This window comes from Burkholderia sp. JKS000303, from assembly GCF_002563755.1.
Lineage (GTDB): Bacteria > Pseudomonadota > Gammaproteobacteria > Burkholderiales > Burkholderiaceae > Burkholderia > Burkholderia anthina_B.
The window spans coordinates 3,196,012-3,218,731 of record NZ_PDBZ01000001.1; the positions used below are offsets into that span (position 1 = coordinate 3,196,012).

19 protein-coding genes are annotated in these 22,720 nt (G+C 66.7%); 10 read left to right on the forward strand and 9 right to left on the reverse strand.

All coding sequences use genetic code 11. The features are described 5' to 3' along the window. Positions 1–42 precede the first annotated feature (42 nt). Positions 43–954 carry a helix-turn-helix transcriptional regulator gene (locus BX604_RS15365; RefSeq protein ID WP_098552892.1) on the reverse strand — a complete coding sequence of 304 codons (912 nt, stop codon included), beginning with the start codon at positions 952–954 and terminating at the stop codon, positions 43–45. 284 nt (positions 955–1,238) lie between these two features. Here BX604_RS15365 and BX604_RS15370 point away from each other — a divergent pair, with 284 nt between their 5' ends. Then, complete coding sequence (locus tag BX604_RS15370; RefSeq protein WP_098551545.1) at positions 1,239–2,072, forward strand: helix-turn-helix transcriptional regulator; 834 nt, start codon at positions 1,239–1,241, stop codon at positions 2,070–2,072. 299 nt (positions 2,073–2,371) lie between these two features. Next, a complete protein-coding gene (gene asnB / locus BX604_RS15375; protein WP_098551546.1) occupies positions 2,372–4,339 on the forward strand; it encodes an asparagine synthase (glutamine-hydrolyzing) in 1,968 nt (655 codons plus the stop codon). A gap of 165 nt (positions 4,340–4,504) precedes the next feature. Here the strand turns inward: asnB and BX604_RS15380 are convergent, their stop codons facing one another. From BX604_RS15380 to BX604_RS15390, 3 genes are all read right to left on the reverse strand, one after another. Beyond that, a complete protein-coding gene (locus BX604_RS15380) occupies positions 4,505–4,903 on the reverse strand; it encodes a winged helix-turn-helix domain-containing protein (protein ID WP_098551547.1) in 399 nt (132 codons plus the stop codon). Between the two features lie 445 nt (positions 4,904–5,348). Next, positions 5,349–7,559, reverse strand: coding sequence for a xanthine dehydrogenase family protein molybdopterin-binding subunit (locus tag BX604_RS15385; protein WP_098551548.1), 2,211 nt, complete (start codon positions 7,557–7,559; stop codon positions 5,349–5,351). Positions 7,560–7,561: 2 nt separating this feature from the next. Then, positions 7,562–8,023 carry a (2Fe-2S)-binding protein gene (locus tag BX604_RS15390; protein ID WP_098551549.1) on the reverse strand — a complete coding sequence of 154 codons (462 nt, stop codon included), beginning with the start codon at positions 8,021–8,023 and terminating at the stop codon, positions 7,562–7,564. A gap of 181 nt (positions 8,024–8,204) precedes the next feature. Between BX604_RS15390 and BX604_RS15395 the strand changes: the two genes are divergently transcribed. Beyond that, a complete protein-coding gene (locus BX604_RS15395; protein WP_096508102.1) occupies positions 8,205–9,131 on the forward strand; it encodes an AraC family transcriptional regulator in 927 nt (308 codons plus the stop codon). A 12-nt stretch (positions 9,132–9,143) separates the two neighbouring features. Here the strand turns inward: BX604_RS15395 and BX604_RS15400 are convergent, their stop codons facing one another. Genes BX604_RS15400 through BX604_RS15415 form a run of 4 tightly spaced genes read right to left on the reverse strand, consistent with a single transcriptional unit; the run spans position 9,144 to position 15,267 of the window. Beyond that, a complete protein-coding gene (locus BX604_RS15400) occupies positions 9,144–11,786 on the reverse strand; it encodes a glycosyltransferase (RefSeq protein ID WP_098551550.1) in 2,643 nt (880 codons plus the stop codon). A gap of 29 nt (positions 11,787–11,815) precedes the next feature. Next, entirely contained in the window at positions 11,816–13,234 is a 1,419-nt protein-coding gene (locus tag BX604_RS15405; protein WP_098551551.1) for a UDP-glucose dehydrogenase family protein, read from the reverse strand. A 39-nt stretch (positions 13,235–13,273) separates the two neighbouring features. Further along, positions 13,274–14,263 carry a UDP-glucose 4-epimerase GalE gene (gene galE, locus BX604_RS15410; RefSeq protein ID WP_098551552.1) on the reverse strand — a complete coding sequence of 330 codons (990 nt, stop codon included), beginning with the start codon at positions 14,261–14,263 and terminating at the stop codon, positions 13,274–13,276. Further along, positions 14,260–15,267 (reverse strand): UDP-glucuronic acid decarboxylase family protein, encoded by a 1,008-nt coding sequence (locus BX604_RS15415; protein ID WP_098551553.1) that lies wholly within the window; start codon positions 15,265–15,267, stop codon positions 14,260–14,262. The genes galE and BX604_RS15415 overlap by 4 nt, the downstream gene beginning before the upstream one ends. Between BX604_RS15415 and BX604_RS38405 the strand changes: the two genes are divergently transcribed. Next, entirely contained in the window at positions 15,266–15,544 is a 279-nt protein-coding gene (locus tag BX604_RS38405; protein WP_143748045.1) for a hypothetical protein, read from the forward strand. The genes BX604_RS15415 and BX604_RS38405 overlap by 2 nt on opposite strands. Positions 15,545–16,816: 1,272 nt before the next feature. On the opposite strand, the gene BX604_RS39010 is transcribed toward BX604_RS38405, so the two are convergent. After that, complete coding sequence (locus BX604_RS39010) at positions 16,817–17,083, reverse strand: hypothetical protein (protein ID WP_175799696.1); 267 nt, start codon at positions 17,081–17,083, stop codon at positions 16,817–16,819. 350 nt (positions 17,084–17,433) lie between these two features. Between BX604_RS39010 and BX604_RS15425 the strand changes: the two genes are divergently transcribed. The 6 genes from BX604_RS15425 to BX604_RS15450 all read left to right on the forward strand — a co-directional run bounded on the left by BX604_RS15425 (position 17,434) and on the right by BX604_RS15450 (position 22,689). Beyond that, positions 17,434–17,757, forward strand: a complete 324-nt coding sequence (locus tag BX604_RS15425; protein ID WP_098552893.1) for a hypothetical protein — start codon at positions 17,434–17,436, stop codon at positions 17,755–17,757. Positions 17,758–17,868: 111 nt separating this feature from the next. Then, entirely contained in the window at positions 17,869–18,459 is a 591-nt protein-coding gene (locus tag BX604_RS15430; RefSeq protein ID WP_098552894.1) for a hypothetical protein, read from the forward strand. 73 nt (positions 18,460–18,532) lie between these two features. Beyond that, positions 18,533–18,805, forward strand: coding sequence for a hypothetical protein (locus BX604_RS15435; protein WP_098551554.1), 273 nt, complete (start codon positions 18,533–18,535; stop codon positions 18,803–18,805). A 44-nt stretch (positions 18,806–18,849) separates the two neighbouring features. Beyond that, complete coding sequence (locus BX604_RS15440; RefSeq protein WP_098551555.1) at positions 18,850–20,415, forward strand: chemotaxis protein CheA; 1,566 nt, start codon at positions 18,850–18,852, stop codon at positions 20,413–20,415. Positions 20,416–20,570: 155 nt separating this feature from the next. Further along, positions 20,571–21,155 carry a hypothetical protein gene (locus BX604_RS15445; protein ID WP_098551556.1) on the forward strand — a complete coding sequence of 195 codons (585 nt, stop codon included), beginning with the start codon at positions 20,571–20,573 and terminating at the stop codon, positions 21,153–21,155. A gap of 172 nt (positions 21,156–21,327) precedes the next feature. Next, a complete protein-coding gene (locus BX604_RS15450) occupies positions 21,328–22,689 on the forward strand; it encodes a sigma-54 dependent transcriptional regulator (RefSeq protein WP_098551557.1) in 1,362 nt (453 codons plus the stop codon). Positions 22,690–22,720: the final 31 nt, after the last annotated feature.

The window sequence follows — 22,720 nt, forward strand, 5'->3', positions numbered from 1 at the left end:
CCGCGAGGCCGGCATGGGCGTTTACGCGGGACGGCGCGCGCGTCAGATCAGTTCGAGCTTCGACGTCAGGTACGTGAGCTGGATCCGGTTCGCGACGCCGAAGCGTTTGCGCAGCTTGCGCAGGTGATAGTCGACGTTGTGCGCGCTGGTGTCGAGGCGCCGGCCGATCTCCTTGTCGGACGCGCCTTCCGCGATGCCGAGCAGCAGCTCTTGCTCGAACGGCGTGAGTCCGTTGACCGCGCGCTCGCGCGACGTCGCGATCAGTTGCGGCGATGCGAACTTGTGCACCGACAGCCCGATCGACAGCGCCTGCTCGATCGTCGCCGGCGTGATCCATTCGCGCGTGCGGCGCGGCGCGGTGAAGCTCATGAACGCATGTAGCCGCGTGCCGGGCACGGCCATCGAATACATGATGCCGCTGCACATGCCGTCGTCCTGCATCGTCTGCAGGAAGCCGTCGAGCGCGGCGGGCGCGGCGCGCGGGCCGTCGTCGCGTTCGCGCTCGCGATGTTCGCGGCGCAGTTGCTGCAGGTCCCACACGATCGGCATGTTGCACACGCGCGCGTCGAGCGTGCGCGGGTCAATGTCGTGGTGGTGGTGGCGCACGTAGTCGCCGCGATAGGTGGCGGGCGTGAACGCTTCGTGAAGGTACAGACGCTCGACGCGCTCGCGCGCGAATTCGAGCGCGAAGTACGCGAACGTCGAGAAGCCCGTCAGATGCAGCAGGCTCGCGACGATCCGGCTGCGCTCGGCGGTGCTCTGCGCATGGGCGAGCGTATCGGCGACGCCGAGCCTCGGCGCATTCGGTTGCGCGATGTCGCCGCGCTTCACGTCGTCGCACCAGACGACCTGCACCGGGCGCGCGCTCGATGCGTCGGGGCACGCAGCCGTGCGCCGCGGCGAACGGGACAAGGTTGGGGAGACCGCTTCTTCATGCACTGCAATGTCGGACATGAGCCATCCCTCGGAATCGACGCGCATCGCCTGACGGCGGCCGTATCGTGTACGGCGTTCGCGGCGGTGCGATCGAGCATCGTTGTGGTATGCGCCGATCGTCATCCCTGACGAAACGCGGGGGCATTGTACAAAAATGCCGGTGTGCACGTAATATGCCGTAATATTCGTCGCGGCGAAAGATGCATGTTCGCGCCCATACAGAGGCGACCCGACGTTATTCATAAAGAAAAGACCAGATCGTGACGGGGCAGGTTCACATATTGGAAAAGGGTGGGCTCCTCATGACGTATGCTGACGACGCGCCACGCGTCGAGTGGTTCTCGCAAGCCGAGATCGCGGCGACGGCCGCTTGTTCGAAAGAAATTCCACCGATTGATCGCGACGTTTTTACCGGCGTGCAATTGATGCCCGGTAAATCCGACCTTGCTTCCGTCGATCTCGCGCAATGTCATGAGCGCTTGCGGCAAATCGGTTTCAGCACGCTGGGTTACGGCGCCTACGAGATGATCGGGCGGCGCATTCTGTGCGCGCATCTGCTGCGCGATCTCGCGCCCGCGACGTTCATGCAGCCGTATATCGACGGGATGCTGTACGAGAGCGACCCGCGCTTCGCGCAGGTGCGCCAGAGCGGTTTTCCGGTTGCGTGGCGGCTCGACGAGATCGAGGCGGCCGCGCATGGCAGCGGCGATCGCAAGGTGCTCGCGCTGGCGGGCCATCTGCGTGCGCATGCGATGAACAGCGGCGTGATCTTCAGTTTGTCCGCGCCGCGGCTCGACCTGCGCGTCGCGGTGAACGTGACGTCGGAAACCCACGGCACCGAATGGATCGACGATCGCGTGATCGGCGGCGCGCTGTCGGTGAGCCTCGCGGTGCATCGCGTCGCGCTGCCGTTTCTCGAGGCGCGCATCGCGCGCATGCGCGGCTTCGCGCTCGGCGACGAACAGCAGCAGGTGCTCGAGCGTCTCGTGCACGGGCTGTCCGACCAGGAGATCGCCAGCGCGCTGCGCACGTCGCTGCACAAGGTCGGTCACCATATCCGTTCGCTCGAAAAACTCTTCAACGTCCAGAATCGCGCGCAGCTCGCGTATCTCGCCGCGCGACGTCTGGAGTCCTGATCTCGTCCGCGGATGCGACGCTGCGACTGTGTGTCGTGCCGTGGAAGAGGGGCGAGCGCGCGGTGCAGGGCGATCTCGCGCTGTCGAGCGTCATCGCGCCCCGGCCGGTTGCACCCGCGGCGCCTGCCGCGCGCCGCGCCGCGGTGCTTGACGCCGGTTTTTTTCCGGTCCTCGGCGGCATTCATCCATGAATTATTGCTGATTTATTTCTTCGTAATATGGCTCGACCGTCAGGCGGACGGTCGGCCGCAAGGCCGTGCGCCGCCTGACGGAACAGGTTAACAGGGGCGGATAAATCAATGTGCGGAATCGACGGCTTTCTGAATAGCGTCGCCTTCGATGAGGAGACAGCGCGCGGCACGCTTGCGCGGATGACGACGCGCCTCGCGCATCGCGGGCCCGACGGGCAAGGCATGTGGGTCGACCCGGAAGCCGGTATTGCGCTCGGCCACCGGCGGCTCGCGATCGTCGATCTGTCGGTGCACGGCCGGCAGCCGATGGCTTCCGCGTGCGGCCGTTACGTCATGGTCTTCAATGGCGAAATCTACAACCATCGCGAGTTGCGCGCGGAGCTCGAGCGCGCGGGTCGCGCACCGGCGTGGCGTGGCCACTCCGACAGCGAGGTACTGATCGCGGCGATCGTCGCGTGGGGTGTCGAGGCGACGCTGCGGCGCGCGACCGGCATGTTCGCGTTCGCGCTGTGGAATCGCGCGTCGCGGGTGCTCACGCTCGCACGCGACCGGATCGGCGAGAAGCCGCTCTATTACGGCCGGATCGGCGACGCGCTGGTGTTCGCGTCGGAGCTCAAGGCGCTGCGCGGCTATCCGGGTTTCGACGGCGTGATCGATCGCGATGCGCTGTGCCTGTATCTGCGCCAGTCGAGCGTGCCCGCGCCGCATACGATCTATCGCGGCATCAGCAAGCTGCCGCCGGGCACCTACATCCAGTTCGAGCATGCGCGGGACATGCCGCGCGTGCGAGCGTACTGGACGCTCGAGCAGGCAATCGAAGCGGGGCGCGAGGCGCCGTTCGACGGCAGCATCGACGCCGCCGTCGAGCAGCTCGACGTGATCTTGCGTCAGGCGGTGGCGCGGCAGATGGAAGCCGACGTGCCGCTCGGCGCATTCCTGTCGGGCGGCGTCGATTCGTCGGCGATCGTCGCGCTGATGCAGGCGCAATCGTCGAATCCGGTCGACACGTTCACGATCGGTTTTCACGAGGCCGGCTACGACGAGGCCGGTTACGCGAAGGCGGTGGCACGCCACCTCGGCACGCGGCACACCGAACTCTACGTGACGGCCGATCACGCGCTCGGCGTCGTGCCGAAGCTGCCGACGATCTACGACGAACCGTTCGCCGATGCATCGCAGATTCCGACTTTCCTCGTGTCGGAGCTGACGCGCCGGCACGTGAAGGTGAGCCTGTCCGGCGACGGCGGCGACGAACTGTTCGGCGGTTATACGCGCTACTTCCTGACGCCGCGCCTGTGGCGCAAGCTGCATCGCGTGCCGGCGGCGGTGCGTGCGCGGATCGCCGCCGCGCTGCATGCGCTGCGCCCCGATCACGCGGACCAGCTCGCGGCGGTTGCGCAGGGCGCGTGGGGCGGCGTGGAGGCACGCGAATCGGCGACGCGCATCGGCGACCGGCTGCACAAGCTCGGCCACGTGATGACGGCCGAGAGCCGGATCGGGCTGTACCGGCTGCTGATGTCGTCGGTGCACCATCCGGAGCGCATCGCGCTCGCCGGCCAGGAGCCGCCGACGCCGCTCGATACGGTGTCCGCGTGGCCCGCGCACCTGAGCTTCGCCGAGCAGGCGATGGCGATCGACACGCTCACGTACCTGCCGACCGACATCCTCGCGAAGGTCGATCGTGCGGCGATGGCGGTGAGCCTCGAGACGCGCATGCCGTTCCTCGATCATCACGTCGTCGAATTCGCGTGGCGGCTGCCGGCATCCGTGCGCTTGCCGGAAGGGCAGTCGAAGGCGGTGCTGCGCCGGCTGCTGGACCGGTACGTGCCGTCGGTGCTGATCGACCGGCCGAAGCAGGGATTCTGCGCGCCCGTCGATCACTGGCTGCGCGGCGCATTGCGCGACTGGGCCGACGCGCTGCTGCAGCCGTCGCGGTTGCGCGACGAGGGGTTCTTCGATCCGCAGGCGGTCGAGCGGCTGTGGCGGCAGCACCAGACGGGCCGGATGAACTGGCAGCACCCGTTGTGGACGGTGCTGATGTTCCAGGCGTGGCTCGACGCGCAGCGCGCCGGCTGAGGCGCAGCGCCGGTAAAGGCGACCGCCGCCCGGAGGCGGCGGTCGTGTCGCGGCGCGGCAGGCGTGCCGGGCCGCGATGCACTGCACGGCGGGGCGCGCAGCGCGTCGGGGGGAAACCTGGCCGGCGCGCCGCGTAACAGCGGCGCGCGGGTCGGCCGCTACGCGTTACGCGTAGTCGGCGGCCATCGCCGGCTGCGGCGCGGCGCGCAGGATCGGCGCCGCGTCGTGGCGTTCGACGTGCGTCATGGCTGCACCGAACAGCACCAGCCGATAGCCGACCGCGTAGATCGGGATGATCCGCAGGTTCTTGTCGTGATCGAGCTGCAGCTTCGAACGAATGCGCGAGATATGGGTGTCGAGCGTGCGCGACGACACGCCGAGCTCGCGGCCCCAGACCGCTTCCTGGATTGCTTGCCGCGGCACGATCTTGTTCATGTTGTCGAGCAGGAATTCGACGACGTCGAATTCGCGCGGCGTGACGTCGATGACTTTGTTGTCGATTTCGATCGTGCGGCGTACGAAGTTGATTTTTATGTTGTCGATGTACAGGTATTTGCAATCCATGGTGGCCCTCGCATGTCCGTAAAGGAGTGTTTGCGGGAACAAGTCACGCAACTTCCGGGCCAGGGGCATCCTGTCATGCAACGACGGTCGCCGGCGGCGGCGCCATCGGCCTGCCGGCCTTGAATTTAAAAGAATTTTTAACGCGGGGGGGCGTGGCGGCAGTGGAAGGGTCGGAGCCGCATTGAAGGATTGTTACGTAGCGTGAAGCGGGAACGTTACGTGCGTTACGGGCGGCGTAACGTGGGAACGGACGGCGGGAGCGGGCGGGTGATGAAGCGGGTCGGGCGAGATGCGGTCGGGGGAGCGCCTATGGAAAAAACCTCCATGAAACCCTACATCGAACCCGACATCAACGCATGACGACTGTCGCTGCTTTCGAGCCATTGTTTCCCGAGGATCGGGCCGGCCGCGCGACGTCTCCGCCCGCGGCCGGCCTTTCCCGCCATCAAGCCTTCGCGGTATCCGCCGAATCGAACGGCAGCACGTAATGCCGCTTGCCCGTCGCCGCGAAGATCGCGTTGGCCACCGCCGGCCCGACCGGCGCGACGCCGGGCTCGCCGACGCCGGTCGGCGCTTCGGCCGACGGCACGATGTGCACCTCGACCTTCGGCATCTCCGCCATCCGCAGCACGTGGTAGCCGTCGAAGTTGCGTTGCTCGACCTGACCGTCCTTCAGCGTGATCGCGCTATGCAGCACCGCGCCGAGGCCGAAGCCGATCCCGCCTTCCATCTGCGCGGCGACGATGTCGGGATTGATCGCGATCCCGCAGTCGACCGCGCACACCACGCGCTCGACCTTCACCTTGCCGTCGGCGTCGATCGACACCTCGGCCACCTGCGCGACATAGCTCTTGAACGCCTCGGCGACGGCGATGCCGCGCCCGCGGCCCTTCGGCAGCGGCTTCGCCGGATCCCAGCCGGCTTTCTGCGCGGCCAGGTCCAGCACCGCGCGCATGCGCGGCTCCTTCGCGAGCAGGTCACGGCGGAACAGGTACGGATCCTTGCCCGCCGCATGCGCGGCCTCGTCGACGAACGCCTCGACCGCGTAGGCCGTGTGCGAGCTGCCGACCACGCGCCACCACAGCACGGGCAGCCCGACCTTGGTGGTGGTGAGCTCGACCGACACGTTCGGCACCGCATACGGCAGGTTTGCCGCGCCCTCGACCGACGTCGCGTCGATCCCGTTCTTGACCATGAACGGCTCGAACGGCGTGCCGGCGAGGATCGACTGGCCGACGATCCGGTGGCGCCAGCCGACCAGCCGGCCATCCGCGGTCAGCCCGGCGTCCATCTTGTGGAAGTACATCGGGCGATAGAAGCCGCCCTGGATGTCGTCCTCGCGCGTCCATTGCAGCTTGACCGGCTTGCCGTCCGCGCCGAGCGCCTTCGCGATCGACACGGCCTCGACCACGTAGTCCGACCACGCGTTCGCGCGCCGGCCGAAGCTGCCGCCCGCGTACAGCGTGTGGATCTGCACCTGCTCGGGCTTCAGGCCCGCGACCTTGGCCGCGTTGCCCTGGTCGACCGTCTGGAACTGGTCGCCGGCCCAGATCTCGCAACCGTCGGCGCTCAGCTTGACGACCGCGTCGAGCGGCTCCATCGGCGCGTGCGCGAGATACGGGAATTCGTACGTCGCGCTGACCTTGCGCGCGGCGCCGGCGATAGCCGCGTCGGCGTCACCGTCCTTGCGTGCCGACGCGCCGGGCTTGTCGGCGAGCTGCCGGTATTCGCGCATGATCTCGTCCGAGCCGCGCTTTTCGGCGTGCGTTTCGTCCCAGTCGATCTTCAGCGCGTCGCGGCCCTGTTTCGCGGCCCAGAAGCCGGTCGCGACGACCGCGACACCGTGCGGCACCTGCACGACCGACACCACGCCCGGCACGGCCTTCGCGGCCGTCGCATCGAACGACTTGACCGTCGCGCCGAAGCGCGGCGGGCGCTGCAGCAGCGCGACGCGCATGCCGGGGAAGGTGGTGTCGAGGGTGAAGTGCGCGGTGCCGTTCGACTTCGCCGATGCATCGACGCGCGGAATGCGATGGCCGATCAGCCTGAAATCGGCTGGCTGCTTCAGCACGACCTTGTCGGGCACCGGCAGTTTCGATGCGTCGGCCACCAGCGTGCCGTACGCGGCCGTCTTGCCGCTTTTCGCGTGCGTGACGACGCCGTCGGCGGTGCTCAGCTCGCTCGCCGGCACTTTCCAGCGCGCGGCGGCGGCCGATACCAGCATCGCGCGCGCCTTGCCGCCCGCTTCGCGCAGCTGCTGCCACGAGTTCGACATGGCCGAGCTGCCGCCCGTGCCCTGCATCGTGCCGAACGCGAGGTTCGCGTAGCGCTTCGCATCGGCCGGTGCGCTTTCGACGCGCACGTTCGCCCAGTCGGCGTCGAGCTCCTCCGCGACGATCGTCGCGATGCCCGTGTACGCGCCCTGGCCGAGTTCGACGTGTTTGGCGATCACGGTCACGGCGCCGTCGGGCGTGATGCGCAGGAACGCGTTCGGCGCGAAGTCGGCGGCCGGCGGCGTCGCGGCGAGCGCGCGGCGGCCGAGGCCGGCCCATTCGAAGCCGATCGTCAGGCTGACTGCGGCCGCGGCGCCCGCGGCTTTCAGGAACGTGCGACGCGACGGTCGCACCGAACCGGGATTGTCGAGTTCGATCGTCATGGTCAGGCTCCCAGCGTCGCGGCCGCGTCGTGGATCGCGGCCCGGATGCGGGCGTAGGTCGCACAGCGGCAGAGGTTGCCGTTCATCGCGGCGTCGATGTCCGCGTCGGTCGGTTTCGGGTTTTGTTCGAGCAGCGCGGTGGCGGACATGATCTGGCCGGACTGGCAGTAGCCGCACTGCGGCACCTGCAGCTTGACCCAGGCGGCCTGCACGGCGTGCGCGGGCTTGCTTTGCAGCCCTTCGATGGTCGTGATGTGCTTGCCCGCGATGCCGGCGAGCGGCAGCACGCACGAGCGCACGGCCTGGCCTTCGAGATGGACGGTGCACGCGCCGCACTGCGCCATGCCGCAGCCGAACTTCGTGCCGGTCAGCCCCGCGTGTTCGCGGATTGCCCAGAGGACGGGCATCGACGGATCGGCGTCGAGCGTGACGCTCTTGCCGTTCAGGACAAACGTGGTGGGCATTTTTCGTCTCCGTGGGGAAAACCCGGCGTACGCCGGATCAGGTGGCAGTGTGCGCGAGGGTCCGATTTTTCCGTCTACCCAATCCTGCAAATTTATTGAACAATCCTGCAAATCCCCGGCGCGTCGCGGGCCGTTTCGCTATGCTCCCGCGACACAGGGAAATTGAATCGAGGATGGCGTCATGGACATGACCGATATCGCGGCGTCGCGCGAATCCGGGCGGCGCGAGCTGGCATCGCTGATCGGCCGCTTCGCGCCGACGGACGGCTCCCACTCGACGGCCGTGCCGGCGCTGCTGCTGCACCGGCACGCGCATCCGGTCGATCTCGGCTGTGGCGTGTCGCGCGCCGCGCTCGTGATCGCCGCGCAGGGCGCGAAGCGCGTCATCGTCGCCGGCCAGGCTTACGAATACGATACGCAGAACTGCCTGATTACGTCGATCGACTTGCCGATCCTCTCGCGCGTGACGCAGGCTTCTCCCGATGCGCCTTACCTCTGCCTGTCGCTGACGCTCGATCCGCAGCGCATCGTCGAGCTCGCGGCCGAGATGCGGTTGCCGGAGCCGGATGCCGGCCCGGAAGGCGAGGGCATCGCGCTTGCCGAACTCACGCCGCCGCTGCTCGATGCCGCGCTGCGGCTGTTGCGGCTGCTCGATACGCCGGCCGACATTCCGGTGGTCGCGCCGCTGATCGAAAAGGAATTGCTGTACCGGCTGATGACGAGCGGGCAGGGCACGCGGTTACGGCACATGGCCGTCGCGGGCAGCCAGACGCACCGGATCGCGCGCGCGATCGAGTGGATCCGCGATCACTACGCGGAACCGATGCGCGTCGACACGCTCGCGCAGGCAGTCAACATGAGCGTGTCGTCGCTGCACCATCACTTCAAGCACGTGACGACGCTGAGCCCGTTGCAGTACCAGAAGCAGCTGCGGCTGCACGAGGCGCGGCGGCTGTTGCTGCACCAGGGCGGCGACGTCGGGTCGGTGGCGGCGACCGTCGGCTACGAAAGCGCGTCGCAGTTCAGCCGCGAATACAGCCGGCTGTTCGGCGCGCCGCCGATGCGCGACGTCGTGCACCTGCGCCGGAAGGAACTGCTCGGCACGTAGCGGCGCGGCCGCTCATTTCGCGATGACGCTCGTCTGCAGGAACGACGGCAGGATCCGCCAGTCGGGCACATAGTTCGCCGGCCACGCGCCGGGCGTATCGATCGCATTGAAATAGAACACGGCGGTGAGCAGCGGATAGCGCCACAGCGACCGCTGGAATTCGTCGAGCTCCGCGCGTTTGCGCGCGTCCGACCCGTCGACGCCCAGTTCCGTGACCATCACCGGCAGCCCGTAGTCGGTCACCCGCGCGTACTTGGTCCTCAGGATGCTCGCCGCGGAGAACTGGCCGCCGGGCGGCCACACCGCGCAGCGCCGGCAGTCGAAGACGGACAGCCCGACGTCGTCCACGTAGCCGCGGCCGGGGAAATAGTCGTCGAGGTTGCGGTTGCCGGCCGGCGACCACACGAAGCGGATCTGGTTGGTCACCATCCGGCAGGCGGTCACGACGCGCCGATAGGCATCGACATACGCGGATCCGTTGCCGATCGCCCACGGGTAGCGTCCGGTGTCGACTTCCATCTCGTGGCCCCAGCGCACGAACACCGGGCCCTTCAGCGCGGCGAGCGCCGCGCAGGTCGTCGCGATGCGCGTGTCGTAGCGGCCATGGGCGATGTCCTCGAGCAAGTCGCCGTGCCGCATGTCGCCGACCGCCCACGGCTCGATGGTCAACATCAGCGACCGGTTGCGGGCCTGCGCGGTGCGGTACGCGTGGTCGATTTCCGCGCCGAGGTCCGGCGCGTTCCACGACACGAATACGTGATCGAACGCGAGATCCGGATCGTTCGCGAACGTCTGGCCCGGGTCGTACGCGCCGAGCTCCGGCTGCTTCACCGGCTGCCCCGGCGCGGGCGCGGCCACCGCGGGCAGCCCCGAACGCCACATCATCGCCTGCCAGCCCTTCGGCGCGCGCAGCCCGATGCCCGCCAGCAGCATCGCGAGCGCGAGCACGAACAGCGCGTTGCGCACGGGCAGGCGGCTGAAGAACATCTGCCGGAGCGCCGATGCGGTGAGCCCCTGTTCCCGGCCGTGGTTGACGGCGACGACGCCCGCGATCACGAGATACAGGATGCTCGTGAGTGTCGAGAACAGGTAGAAGCCGGCCGCGTTGTGCGGATTGTCGACCGCGACGACGGGCATGCTGCAGAACAGCGAGATCAGCAGATACGGCGACACGACGCGCAGCGGCGCGTCCTGTTCGATCGCGCCGCCCTTGGGCGTGACCTTGAACGCGAATTCCTTGCCGCGCAGGCAGTCGAGCACCGCCGACCCGCAGCCGAGCACGACCCACGGCCAGCGCGCGAACACGAACGACAGGCCTTCCCACGACAGCAGCTTCGTATTGAGCGGCCGGCACGACTGGGTCGTGCGCGTGACCCACGTGACGACGCAGAGGATCAGCACGGTGAGCGGCAGTGCATAGGTCAGGTACGTGAGGTAGTCGACGTGCGCCCACACGCGCCCGGTGAGGAGCGCGACGACCGGGATCACGACACTGCCGGCCATCGCGAGCGCGCACAGCGGATACCAGAGCTGGCAGAACAGGAACTGCGTCTTCAGCTTCAGCGGCAGGCCCATGAAATAGTGGCGCGTGTAGCGCAGCATGATGATCATCACGCTCTTCGACCACTGGAATTCCTGCGTCGCGAGATCGGCGAAGGTGCGCGGCCCTTCGCCGTTCGCGATCGCGTTCAGCGCGTGCATGCCGCGCCAGCCATTCGCGTTGAAGATCATCGTCGTCGAGTGATCCTCGGCCAGCTCGGGCCCGATCCCGCCGATCTCGCGCAGCGCGCGGCAGCGCACCGCATAGTGCGAGCCGATGCAGAGCGGCGCGAGCCCGGCCGCGTAGCCGGCCTGCATCGTGCCGTGCAGCGGCCCTTCGACGTTGACGCGCCCGCGTGCGCTCCAGCTGGTGGCCGCGTTGCTGTCGCAGATGCTCGGTGCCGACACGTAGCCGACCTTCGGATCGAGAAACGGCCGCAGCATCTCCTCGAGGTACGTGCGGGTCGGCACGTGGTCCGCATCGAGCTGCGACACGAAATCGTAGTTGTCGTAGCCGTACGTATCGTAGAAGTACGCGAGATTGCCTTCCTTGCATTTCGTGCGGCGCGGCCAGCTCGTGCGGTGGTACTCGGCGATGCCGCGCCGCGTCGACACGCGCACGCCGTGCAGCGCGCACCATTCGAGCGTTTCCGGCGTCGGGTCCTCGTCGGCGAGCCACGTGTCGTGCGGGTAGCTCTGGTCGAGCATCGCGAGCAGCGTCGTGCGCACGATGTCGAACGGCTCGGACGGCGCCTTGGTGACCACCATCGCGACGCGCCAGTCGAGGGGCACCGCGAGTGCCGGGTTCGGCACGACCGCCGAGCGGATGATGAAGATGAAGTAACCGGGAATGAAGGTGGTCCAGAACAGCACGAAGCAGTTGACGCCGAAGCGGAACGCGTCGACGTAGTGCTCGTCGCGCAGCCACCATTGCCAGAAGATCCCCAGCGTGACGAACCAGCACAGCGCGAGGACCTGGAACACCGCCTTCGTCTCGGTGTCCATCAGCGGGACGAGGAGGGGGACGTCCGTGTGCGGGCTGTCGACGCGCTCTGCTTCGGTATCCGATGTTTCCCGGGCAGGGCCGCCGGCAAGCGACGCAACCAGATTCTTCATGGCGTTCTCCCGCAACGGTTGGGTAACGGTTACTTCGAGTCGACCATCAGGGTTGCAGCAAGGGGCGCGGCGGGGGTGTCCGCGCACGGGGTGCGCAGCGCGTTCGCACGGTCCGCGCTCGGATGTTCGCCGCACGAGCGGCCCACGCGTTCGTAGCGGCGAAAGCCGCTGTCGACCGCGAGCTGCTCGTTGAACAGGTTGCGCATGTCGAGCATCACGGGGTCGGCCATGTGGTCCGCGAGATCCGCGAGATCGAGCGCCTCGAACGCCTTCCATTCGGTCATCACGACGACCGCGTCCGCGCTGCGCACCGCGTCGACCGCCGAGCCTTCCATGAACACCTGCGGCAGCAGCCGCGACGCCTCGTGCGGGCGCGCCGGATCGTAAGCGCGGATATGCGCGCCGGCGCCGACCAGCAACTGGATCACGTCGATGCTCGGGCTTTCGCGCACGTCGTCGGTCTGGCCTTTGAAGGTCAGGCCGAGCACGGCGATGCGCTTGCCCTTGATCGAGCCGCCGCACGCCTTCTCGATGCGATGGAGGATCTGTTCCTTGCGCAGCGCGTTCGATTCGATCGCCGCGCTGACGATGCGCAGCGGCACCGCGTATTCGGATGCCGTCGCCTTCAGCGCGCGGGTGTCCTTCGGGAAGCACGAGCCGCCCCAGCCGGGGCCGGCCTTCAGGAACGACGCGCCGATGCGCCGGTCGAGGCCCATGCCGTTCGCAACCAGTTCGACGTCCGCGCCGACTGCTTCACACAGGTCGGAGATTTCGTTGATGTAGCTGATCTTCACGGCCAGGAATGCATTCGCCGCGTACTTGACCAGCTCGGCTGTCTCGATCTCGGTGGCGAGCACGAGATGGCCCATCGCCTCGAGCGGCGCATAGATCGCCTTCATGATCTCGATCGCGCGCGGATGCTCGGCGCCGAACACGACGCGATCCGGATGCATGAAATCGTCGATCGCCGAGCCTTCGCGCAGGAATTCCGGGTTCGATGCGATCGCCGCTTCGATGCCGGCGGGGGTGTGATGCTCGACGATGTGTTCGACGACCCGGTTGGTGCCGACGGGGACCGTCGACTTCGTGACGACGACCGTGAACCGGTTCAGGTTCGACGCGATTTCCCGTGCGGCCGCCTCGACGTAGCGCAGGTCCGCGCGATCGGTGCCCGGCAGCGTCGGCGTGCCGACCGCGATGAACACCGCGTCGCGGTCGCGCACGCTCGCGGCCAGGTCGCTGCTGAAGCGCAGCGTGCCGCGTTCGACGTTGCGCGCGACCACGGCGTCGAGGCCCGGCTCGTAGATCGGCATGCAGCCGTCGTTGAGCGCGTCGATCTTGCCGCGATTGTTGTCGATGCACACGACGTCATGCCCGAGATCCGCAAAGCAGGCGCCGCTGACGAGTCCGACGTAGCCGGTGCCGACGATGGCAATCCGCACATTCATGGTGATTCCCCTGCGTGGGTTTGTCTGATGCCTGCGTGACTACCGGATGGTTTCGGGATGCCGTTCCTTCTGAAACCACCGTGCTGCGTGTTCGACCATCTGTTCGATTGCGATGAAGCGCGGCCGCCAGCCGAGCACGAGCCCGGCCTTCGTCGCGTCCGCGTACAGCGCGGGCGGATCGCCTGGGCGGCGCGCGGCGATCACGGTCGGCACCGCGCGTCCGGTCGCGGTTTCGACGGCGCGCACGGCTTCGAGCACCGAGGTGCCGGTGCCGGTGCCGAGGTTCAGCGCGACGCTGTCGCCGCCGCCGCACAGGTGCGTGGTGGCCTTGACGTGCGCGTCCGCCAGGTCGCTCACGTGGATGTAGTCGCGAATCGCCGAGCCGTCGGGTGTCGGGTAGTCGGTGCCCATCACGCGAAACACGCTGCCGGTGCCCAGCGCCGCGCGGATCGCGAGCGGCAGCGCATGCGTTTCCGGTTCGTGGTTCTCGCCGAGCGCGCCGTCCGGGTCCGCGCCCGCCGCGTTGAAGTAGCGCAGCGCGACCCACTTCAGCCCGTACGCGCGCTCGAAATCCGCGGCCATGCGTTCCATCGCGTATTTGCTGAAGCCGTACGGGTTGATCGGCTGCTGCGGCGTGCGCTCCGAGATCGGCAGCGTGTCCGGGATGCCGTAGGTCGCGCACGACGACGACATCACGATCCGGTTCACGCCGGCCTCGCGCATCGCGCCGAGCAGCGTGCAGGTGCCCGTCACGTTCACCGTGTAATAGCGCTCGGGAAGCAGCACCGATTCGCCGACGTAGGCGAGTGCGGCGAAATGGATCACGACGTCGGGCCGGTGCTCGGCCATCGCGAGCGAGAGCGCGTCGCGGTCGAGGATGTCGGCCACGACGAGCGGCCCCCATTTGACCGCTTCGCGATGGCCGGTCGACAGGTTGTCGTAGGCGACCGGCTCGTGCCCGGCCTGTGCGAGCGCCTTGCACGTATGGCTGCCGATATAGCCCGCACCGCCTGTCACGAGCACTTTCATGCGGCGGCTCCCGTCATGCGCATCACCGGCTCGAGCCACAGTTCGCGGCTGAAGTAGTCGACGGTGCGGCGCAGCCCCTCGTCGAGATCGACGTCCGGGTGCCAGTCGAGCTCGGTGGCGGCGACGGAGATGTCGGGCTTGCGCTGGTGCGGATCGTCGATCGGCAGCGGACGGAATGCGATTTCGGACGATGAGCCGGTCATCCCGCGCACTTTTTCCGCGAGCTCGATCATCGTGAATTCGCCGGGATTGCCGATGTTGACCGGCGTGCCGACGTTGCGCGCGGCGCTCATCAGCGCGAAGAAGCCGTCGATCAGGTCGCTGACGAAGCAGAACGAGCGCGTCTGCTTGCCGTCGCCGTAGATCTCGAGCGGTTCGCCGTTCAGCGCGGCGACGATGAAGTTCGACACGACGCGGCCGTCGCGCGGCGACATCCGCGGGCCGTACGTGTTGAAGATGCGTGCGACGCGCACGTCGATGCCGTGCGCGCGATAGTAGTCGTAGCACAGTGCTTCGGCGGCGCGCTTGCCTTCGTCGTAGCATGCGCGCGGGCCGATCGTGTTCACGTTGCCGCGATAGGTCTCGATCTGCGGATGCACGCCCGGGTCGCCGTAGATCTCGCTCGTCGACGCCTGGAACACCCGTGCGCCCGTCTTGCGCGCGAGCGCGAGACAGTGGTTCATGCCGAGCACGTTGGTCATCATCGTATGGACGGGATCGATCTGATACGTCGGTGGCGATGCGGCGCACGCGAGGTTCCAGATCTCGTCCACCTGCAGCTGGGGCAGGCCGAGCGACACGTCGCCCTTCACGAACTCGAAGCGGCCCGACGCCTTCAAATCGACGATGTTGAGCTTGCGCCCGGTCAGCAGGTTGTCGACGCACGTGACGCTTGCACCTTCCATCACGAGGCGTTCGCAGACGTAGCTGCCGAGAAAGCCGGCGCCACCCGTTACGAGCACGCGTTGACCGACGCGCGTGTCGATCGAAAGCCGGTCATTCATGGTCTTCTCCGTCGTCGAGCGTCGTCGGCAGCGCGAGATCGAGATGCGCGAAGAGCGCACGAACGGGCGCCATCGCGGTGTGCGGGCATTGAGTCGGCGTACGCCGGTTCATGTATGCGTAGGTCGACGAAGTACCGTGACAGGTATTCCGGTTTCGCCGATTGCCACGCTGATGCCGGAGCGGCGCGAACGCCGCTCGATCGCTGGTGAGCTTCATGACCTTACCCCGGATGGCTTATTGACGATGCTGCCGCCGCCCGCCTTCTTCGGGGCGTGACGTGCCGCTCGCTCGGACCGGATATCAGGCAATCGGCATGCCAGGGACGCTGGATGCACGTGTCGTCCGGGCGTCGCGTCCGCGCGATCGCGCGACATGCGCATTTCTGTTTCACGCGTGAATCGTCGGGACAGTTCGATGCCGCCGGAAATGATCGCGGCGATACGGATCAATCACACGAAAGGCGCGGCAAATCCTGCTGCGACGGATGTTCGACGGTCGATCGAAGGTTGGAATGCCGATGTTGCAGCAATGAGATTGACAGCAGTCCTTGCTTAAAAAACGTTTCGTTCGTGAAATGCGAACCGATGGATCGGGCTTAAAAAGAATCATCGAAAATGTTTTTTTAATAAAAAGGAGGCGAGTCGAATGGAAAGGGAAAGGTTGATAAGGCAGCTGCAATGAATGGTAATGAGGGGGCGTTGATGATTTGTCGCGGCTATCGGATCGGGATGACGGCCGTGTCGGCGCGGTGCGAATGGATTTGTTTTTTTAGCCGGTTTTGTCTTGCATTCGACCTGCCGCACACGGGTGAGTCTGGCGGTATTTTCACGAATGAATCAATTGCGTTCGGGTTTTGACGAAGCACGGATCCTGTAAACGTATTGATGCCCGTCGCGCCGGGCTTTTGGAACGGCGGGTTGCGTGCTTCGATTGACCGCCGTCCGGATGACGCAGGTCCGCCGGACGGGCTGCCGCGGACGTTTCCCGACCGACCTGTGCAGGTGCCGCCTTGCATGCACGGCGGTGTGTTTCTCAAGTTTGAAACACGTGTTCGCAGACCCGTTCCTGGCCTGGCTTTATCCCGCATTCGTCCGTCTATTGCCGGGATTGCTTCGTGGCACGCAATGATCGCGGGGCAGTTCCGATCGTTGCCACGATACATTCCTGAAACAAAAAATGCGATTTGCGGCGCTGCGACCCGCGGGCGTTGTAGCGCGCCGTGCGCAACGGTCGGTGAAATAACGCATGGCATGTTGCTTGCGACAGTCGGTGCATCGGCGAGCGGTCGACATCACGTAACAAAGATGTGGGGCGGCCAACTCGTCAATAAGCCAGTCGGGGAAACGGCGATGAAGACCATAAGCAGCAGCTTGATCAGCGCGTTCTTGACGCAACAATGGGGTAGTCGGACAGATAGGGGTATCGCTCGCGACGCAGTGCCAGCTTCGCGGGGTACGCCTTGCCGGTTTCACGGTCTCCGCGCGGTGCACGCGCTGGAGCGCCTGTCGCTTTGGGCGACGACCGGTCGACAGCGACGCTCGCCTTCATTCAGTTCACCCGGTTGGGCCACGCTGTTCGTGCCGGACAGCTTGACGCCGATTCGTCTTCGACCATGCAGGGCCGTTTCGATTGCGCCGGGCCAATGCCGGCGCTGGCTGGATTGACTCGAACGCCCTCGGCCGGATTGCCAGGAAGACCTTTGATCGGTATCTCAGGGAGAAGCGATGCCATCAGACCGTAAAGCAGCCCCGTCAGCGCTTTAACAAGGCGGATATTGTCGGCGGGCCTGTATTTGCGGTAGGTAATTATATTCACGAATTTTCGAGCGCTGAAGCGGAGTGCCACGTGCCGGCATGCCGCGCTGGGGGTATCGAAAAAAATAATCCGGTATATCGAATTTGTTAATCCGGATTGAGTGAATTCATTGCTTTTATGTAATTTCTGCGTATTTCCGGGATTATCGAAAACACCTACGATAAATTTCGGAAAACTAAGAAATACGAACTACACTTCGCTTGACCAAAATTATGAGACCGAGAATTCGATTCGAATCGAGGTTTCGTAATTAGATAGTGATCCTTATTTATAGGGATTGCTCGAGGCGGGAGGGTTGAAGGCGTGCAACCTTCCTCGCTTGTTCCGTCCACGCCGTAATGGAGTCGACCATGAAGAAGCTTCTGATTGCAGCAGCAGTTCTGGCGGTTTCGGGTGCAGCGTTCGCAGGTAGCGGCACGGTATCGAGCAGCAGCTCGTCGAGCGGCGGTTCGACGATGGCCGGTGTCGTCGGCTTCGGCCACTTCACTGCCACCGATTCGGGCTCGGCACTCGGCGCGGCCGGCGCGGTTGCCGGCGGCCCGGGCAGCGGTTCGATCTCGTACACGAACCATACCCAAACGTCGACGGTTGGCGGGTTCGGGTTCGGCGGCTCGCAAGCTGGCGGCAACAGCGGTGCGAATGCCGGCTCGATCGGCTGGACGACGCACCACTAAGCCGCGGCGCGTAGCGTTCGTCATTGGCTGGCGGTACGGATGCCGGGCTTCGCTCGATCGGAGCAGACCCGGCTCCGCCACCGCCGAACCTTCTCACAGCAAGGGATTGCTATGAAAGCCAAAGTCATTGTAGCGACAGCGCTTACCGTCCTATCGTCGGCCGTACTGGCCGCCGGTCCGTCCACGACCAACCAGACGCAATCCGTCGCAGCGGGTGTTTCCGGTTCGGTGCTGGTCGGGTCCGGCAGCTATACGAGCAATTCGAATTCGGTCGCAGGCGCGAGCGCGGGAAGTACCGTGACGCCCAGTGGTTCCACCGGCACGGCATCCGCCTTTCACAACTCGACTTCGACGGCCAGCGGCTGGGGCTCGAACGGGGGCGCGTTCGCGGCAGGCGGCGGTATCGGTGCCGCAGGCTCGTACGGTGGAAACAGCAGTACGAACGAGAACGCGAATGCGCTTTCGGGAGGGGTGACCGCCACGATCGTGCTCGGCGCGAACCACTACACGGCATCGGGCGGGAACGACCAGGGTATTGCCAACGCGGGTGCCGCCGGGCTGACAGGCGCTGGCGGGTCAGGCGCGATCGCGGGTTCGAACCACTACAACTCGTCGACCGTATGGAGTACCGGTCCGGCTGGATCTCCGTCCGCTTCTGGCGGCAGCCAGGCCAGTTCGGGCGCGACCGGGAGTAGTCATTAGTTGGTGCGGGGGGACCAGTTTCCCAGCGACGCTGGTCTCTTTTACCGCGCTGTTGTTCAAGTAAGGAGTTGGCATGAAGCAGAAACTGATTGCCGCCGCTCTGATGCTCGCGTCTCTGACGGCATATGGCGCTGACCGTGCTGCCGAGGACGTGCAATCAAATTTGCAGACGTCAAACCCTACAACCAACCCGTCAGAACAACAATCGCTTTCGTCGGGCAATGCCATCGGGGCACCGGACTCTCAGCCATGGCCGGGAATGTCGGGCGGCTCGTGGTCCCAGCTGGGTAGCGGCTGGAAGCAGTTCGGGGAAGCAGGCAAAGCTGAAGGAATTCAGGGGAATTAGTACGGTTGCCTGGGTGGGAGGTCAAACCTCGTCCGGAGATTGAAATGAACAGCAACAAGATCAGGGTGGCATGTGCGGCAATGTTCGCGATGGCCACGATCGGTGCCCAAGCGCAAACCGCCGACTCGACCTCAAGCTCGCAGTCGTCGACATCCTCGACCGCGATCAGCCAGGGCGGCGGCTCAAGCATGAACACGAACACGTCGACCGGCGGCAGCGCCACCAGCAGCAGCGGTGTGCGCGGGAGCGGCAATTCGAACGTGAACGTGAACGTGACGATGCCGTCCAGCACGAGCGGCGGCTCGAACGTGACACCGCAGGGCGTGAGCTCGCTCGCGTCGGCCGGCTCACCGGGCACCAACCCGTACAACACCCAGTCGGCGGAAAACGTCAACTATTCGGGTACCCAGACGATCAAGACGAACCCGGCGATCCAGGCGCCGGGCCTCACGACCACGCTGTCCGATACCTGCATGGGCTCGGTGAGCGTCGGCGTGTCGTTCCCGGGGTTCGGCGCGACCGGCGGCACGACGCTCGTCGACCAGGCCTGCGTGCGTCGTCTCGATGCGCGTGAATTCCGTGCGATGGGGTTGACCGACGTTGCGCTCGCGCTGCTCTGCCAGAGCGATGCGAACCGGCGTGCGGTGGAAGCGACCGGCCACCTGTGCCCGGGCACGACCGCACCGTTGGCGCGCTCGAACGTGGCGCCGGCTGCCGAAGCGACCGTCGCCGACGACGTGAAGTATCGCGATCCGCTGGTACGCAACCGCATGGGCCTGCCGCCGCTCGACGCAGCCGCGCCGGCACCCGCGCAGACGCGCCCGGTGGCGACGACCGCTGTCCAGTCCGCGCCGATCCCGGCACCGATGCCCGCGCCGTCGATCGCCGCGCCTGCTGTCAGCGCCGTGCCGGCCGCCGCACAAGCGGCTGCCGTGAAGGCGTCGCAGGCCGCTGCAGCCGTGCCGGCTGCCGTCGCTGCGCCGGTTGCGGCAGCAGCACCTGCGGCAGCGCCCGCGGTTGCGGCAGCACCTGCCGTCGCACCGGCCGCGATGGCCGCGGTCCCTGCGGCCGCCGTCGTCGCCGCGCCGGCCGTCGCCGACAAGGCGCCGGAGCCCGCACCTGCGGTTGCCGACACGACACCGGCACCGGAACCCGTGCCGGCCGTCGCCGACAAGGCACCGGAACCTGCGCCGGCCGCGACCGACAACGCCGCGCAAGCTGCGGCACAGCCGGCCGTCGATACGACGACGCAGGATGCCGCGCAAGCCGCCCCGGCCACGACCGACGCCGCCCCGCAGGCCGACGCTGCTGCCATGCCCGCGCCCGCGGTCGATGCGAAGGCTGCCGATGCAGCACCGCAAGCGGCAGCCGAAGCACCGGCCCCCGAAGCCGCGCAGCCCGCCGCAGCGGCCGCTGCGGCCGACACGCCGGCTGTCGATGCGAAGGCGACGGACGCGGTTGAATCCGCTGCCGCACCGGCACCGGCCGCCGACTCGCCGGCCGTGACCGACCAGGCGAAGGATCTCGCGCCGGCAGTCGACCAGCAGGCTGCACCGGCCGCTCCGGCCATGCCGGCGCCGGCCGTCATCTCGACGAGCACGTCGTCGTAAGCACGCGGGTCCGACTTCCGCGCGACCGCAGGCCGGTCGCGCGGGAGCCGCCGGAACCCGCTGCGCGATGCGCGTTGCAGGTTTGACGGGTGTTGGTCCCATCCCCGAGGTCAACACCTCTTTTTGCCTGTCGAGGGTACAAGGAGGCCTCAATCATGAGGATCTTTTTGGTCGCTCTGTTGCTGTACGGCACACAAGCTGCCGCGCAGTCGGTTTTCCAGAATCCTGCGGTGTTCGTCATCCTGAACGAGCAGACCGCTGCGAACGCAGCGAGCGTGCAGCAGGCGCTGACGACGCTCGGCCGCCCGGACAACACGGCATGCGTGCCGATGATGATGGTCGGCGATCCGCAGATGATTTACATGATGCCCGAGGAAGGCCATGCGCCTTCGTGGCAATCGCCGGCATACGGTCGCGGCACGCCGTTTGACGCGCAGAACGGGCCGGCATCGACCGGCAAGACGGTCGGCGCGATGCAGCACGCGGAGGACATGCAGACGCAACCGTGGAGCGACAGCAGCGCGATCACGCAGAAGATCGCCGGCGAGTCGAGCGTATCGGCGTCGGACCGCGTCAGCGACTGGCAACGCAAAGGTCTGAACACGATCGAGACGGCGCGTGCGACGGACGTGACAGTAAACGGCAAGGTCTACCGGCCCTACAACCATGAACTCAACCAACCCGCGGGGCCAGTCGCAGAACCGCAAATCTATACGCAGCGGGTCGTGTTCTGCCGATAACGAAACATTACCGGGCGGACACGCCGGCAGCGCCGCGCGCGGGCAGGGAGACCCGTCGCGTATCGTTGCGCGCCGAGCGGCCCGACGGACAACCCTACGCGCCGAGGCCATCGTGAACCATTGCTGCCCGATCAGACTGTCAGGCCCGGAGGAGGGCGAACGGGACGCATGCATGCCGCCGTTCGAGCCGGCCCGGCGCCACCACACCGCGCTGTCGCGTCCGCTCATCTATCTGTCGCAGCATCCCGACGCCGGGCTGGTCGACTGCCTCGCGTCGCGCGGCTGGGACGTATGGCGCGCGAAAACCGTTGCGGACGCACTCAATCTCGTCAAGGCGAACCGCCTGCATGCGGGCATCGTCGATTTCGGCGACTTCGCGTCGCCCGACGTCGGGGCGTTCGAGACGCTGCTGCGCGACCCGCGCGTCGGCTGGGTCGCGCTCACCGACGACGACGCGCTGCGCGATACGACGGTTGCGCGCCTGATCCGCCAGTGCTGTTTCGACTACGTGCGCTACGGGAGCGCGGACGAGACCATCGGTTATCTCGTCGGCCATGCATACGGGATGGTGAAACTGTCGGAAGGCGACCCGGCCGCGGATGCCGCACCGCCCGGCGGCACGATGATCGGCGCGTGCGATGCGATGCGCCGCCTGTTCGCGACGATCCGCAAGGTTGCCAACACCGAGGCGACCGTCTTCATCGCCGGTGAATCCGGCACCGGCAAGGAGCTGACCGCGGCCGCGATCCATCAGCAGTCGTCGCGCGCCGATGCGCCGTTCGTCGCCGTGAATTGCGCGGCGATTCCGTCGACGCTGCTGCAGGCCGAGCTGTTCGGTCATGAGCGCGGCGCATTTACCGGCGCGCACCAGCGCAAGATCGGCCGCATCGAAGCCGCGCACGGCGGCACGTTGTTCCTGGACGAGATCGGCGACATGCCGTTCGAGAGCCAGGCGAGCCTGTTGCGCTTTCTGCAGGAAGGCAAGATCGAGCGGCTGGGCGGCCATGCGTCGATTCCGGTGGACGTGCGGATCGTGTCCGCGACCCACGTCGATCTCGAGGCCGCGATGCAGGACGGGCGCTTTCGCCCGGACCTGTATTACCGTCTGTGCGTGCTGCGCATCGACGAGCCGCCGCTGCGCGCGCGCGGCCGCGACATCATGCTGCTCGCCGAGCACGTGCTCAGGCGCTATCGCGGCGACAGCTCGCACCGGATCCGCGGCTTCATGCCGTGTGCGATCGAGGCGATCCACAACTATGCATGGCCCGGCAACGTGCGCGAGCTGATCAACCGGATCCGGTTCGCGGTCGTGATGACGAACGGCCCGCTGATCTCGGCGGCCGATCTCGAATTGAGCCCGTACACGTCGCGCCAGCCGCCGACGCTCGCGGAAGTGCGCCGGCAGGCGGAGCGGCGCACGATCGAGGAAACGCTGCTGCGCCATCGGCACCAGCATGCGGACGTCGCCGCGGAGCTGGGCGTGTCGCGCGCGACGCTGTACCGCCTGATGATCGCGCACGGCCTGCACGGCTGACGCCGATCGCGCCGGTTGCGGTGCAGGCCCG

Coding starts and splice junctions, on each gene's coding strand:
- galE (WP_098551552.1), bottom strand. CDS start 14,263: ATGAAAGTGCTCGTGACAGGCGGTGCGGGCTATATCGGCAGCCATACG.
- BX604_RS15365 (WP_098552892.1), bottom strand. CDS start 954: ATGTCCGACATTGCAGTGCATGAAGAAGCGGTCTCCCCAACCTTGTCC.
- BX604_RS15380 (WP_098551547.1), bottom strand. CDS start 4,903: ATGGATTGCAAATACCTGTACATCGACAACATAAAAATCAACTTCGTA.
- BX604_RS15400 (WP_098551550.1), bottom strand. CDS start 11,786: ATGAAGAATCTGGTTGCGTCGCTTGCCGGCGGCCCTGCCCGGGAAACA.
- BX604_RS15395 (WP_096508102.1), top strand. CDS start 8,205: ATGGACATGACCGATATCGCGGCGTCGCGCGAATCCGGGCGGCGCGAG.
- BX604_RS15405 (WP_098551551.1), bottom strand. CDS start 13,234: ATGAATGTGCGGATTGCCATCGTCGGCACCGGCTACGTCGGACTCGTC.
- BX604_RS15445 (WP_098551556.1), top strand. CDS start 20,571: ATGAGGATCTTTTTGGTCGCTCTGTTGCTGTACGGCACACAAGCTGCC.
- BX604_RS15385 (WP_098551548.1), bottom strand. CDS start 7,559: ATGACGATCGAACTCGACAATCCCGGTTCGGTGCGACCGTCGCGTCGC.
- BX604_RS15425 (WP_098552893.1), top strand. CDS start 17,434: ATGAAGAAGCTTCTGATTGCAGCAGCAGTTCTGGCGGTTTCGGGTGCA.
- BX604_RS15415 (WP_098551553.1), bottom strand. CDS start 15,267: ATGAATGACCGGCTTTCGATCGACACGCGCGTCGGTCAACGCGTGCTC.
- BX604_RS15450 (WP_098551557.1), top strand. CDS start 21,328: ATGCCGCCGTTCGAGCCGGCCCGGCGCCACCACACCGCGCTGTCGCGT.
- BX604_RS15390 (WP_098551549.1), bottom strand. CDS start 8,023: ATGCCCACCACGTTTGTCCTGAACGGCAAGAGCGTCACGCTCGACGCC.
- BX604_RS15435 (WP_098551554.1), top strand. CDS start 18,533: ATGAAGCAGAAACTGATTGCCGCCGCTCTGATGCTCGCGTCTCTGACG.
- BX604_RS15430 (WP_098552894.1), top strand. CDS start 17,869: ATGAAAGCCAAAGTCATTGTAGCGACAGCGCTTACCGTCCTATCGTCG.
- BX604_RS38405 (WP_143748045.1), top strand. CDS start 15,266: ATGGTCTTCTCCGTCGTCGAGCGTCGTCGGCAGCGCGAGATCGAGATG.
- BX604_RS15440 (WP_098551555.1), top strand. CDS start 18,850: ATGAACAGCAACAAGATCAGGGTGGCATGTGCGGCAATGTTCGCGATG.
- BX604_RS15370 (WP_098551545.1), top strand. CDS start 1,239: ATGACGTATGCTGACGACGCGCCACGCGTCGAGTGGTTCTCGCAAGCC.
- asnB (WP_098551546.1), top strand. CDS start 2,372: ATGTGCGGAATCGACGGCTTTCTGAATAGCGTCGCCTTCGATGAGGAG.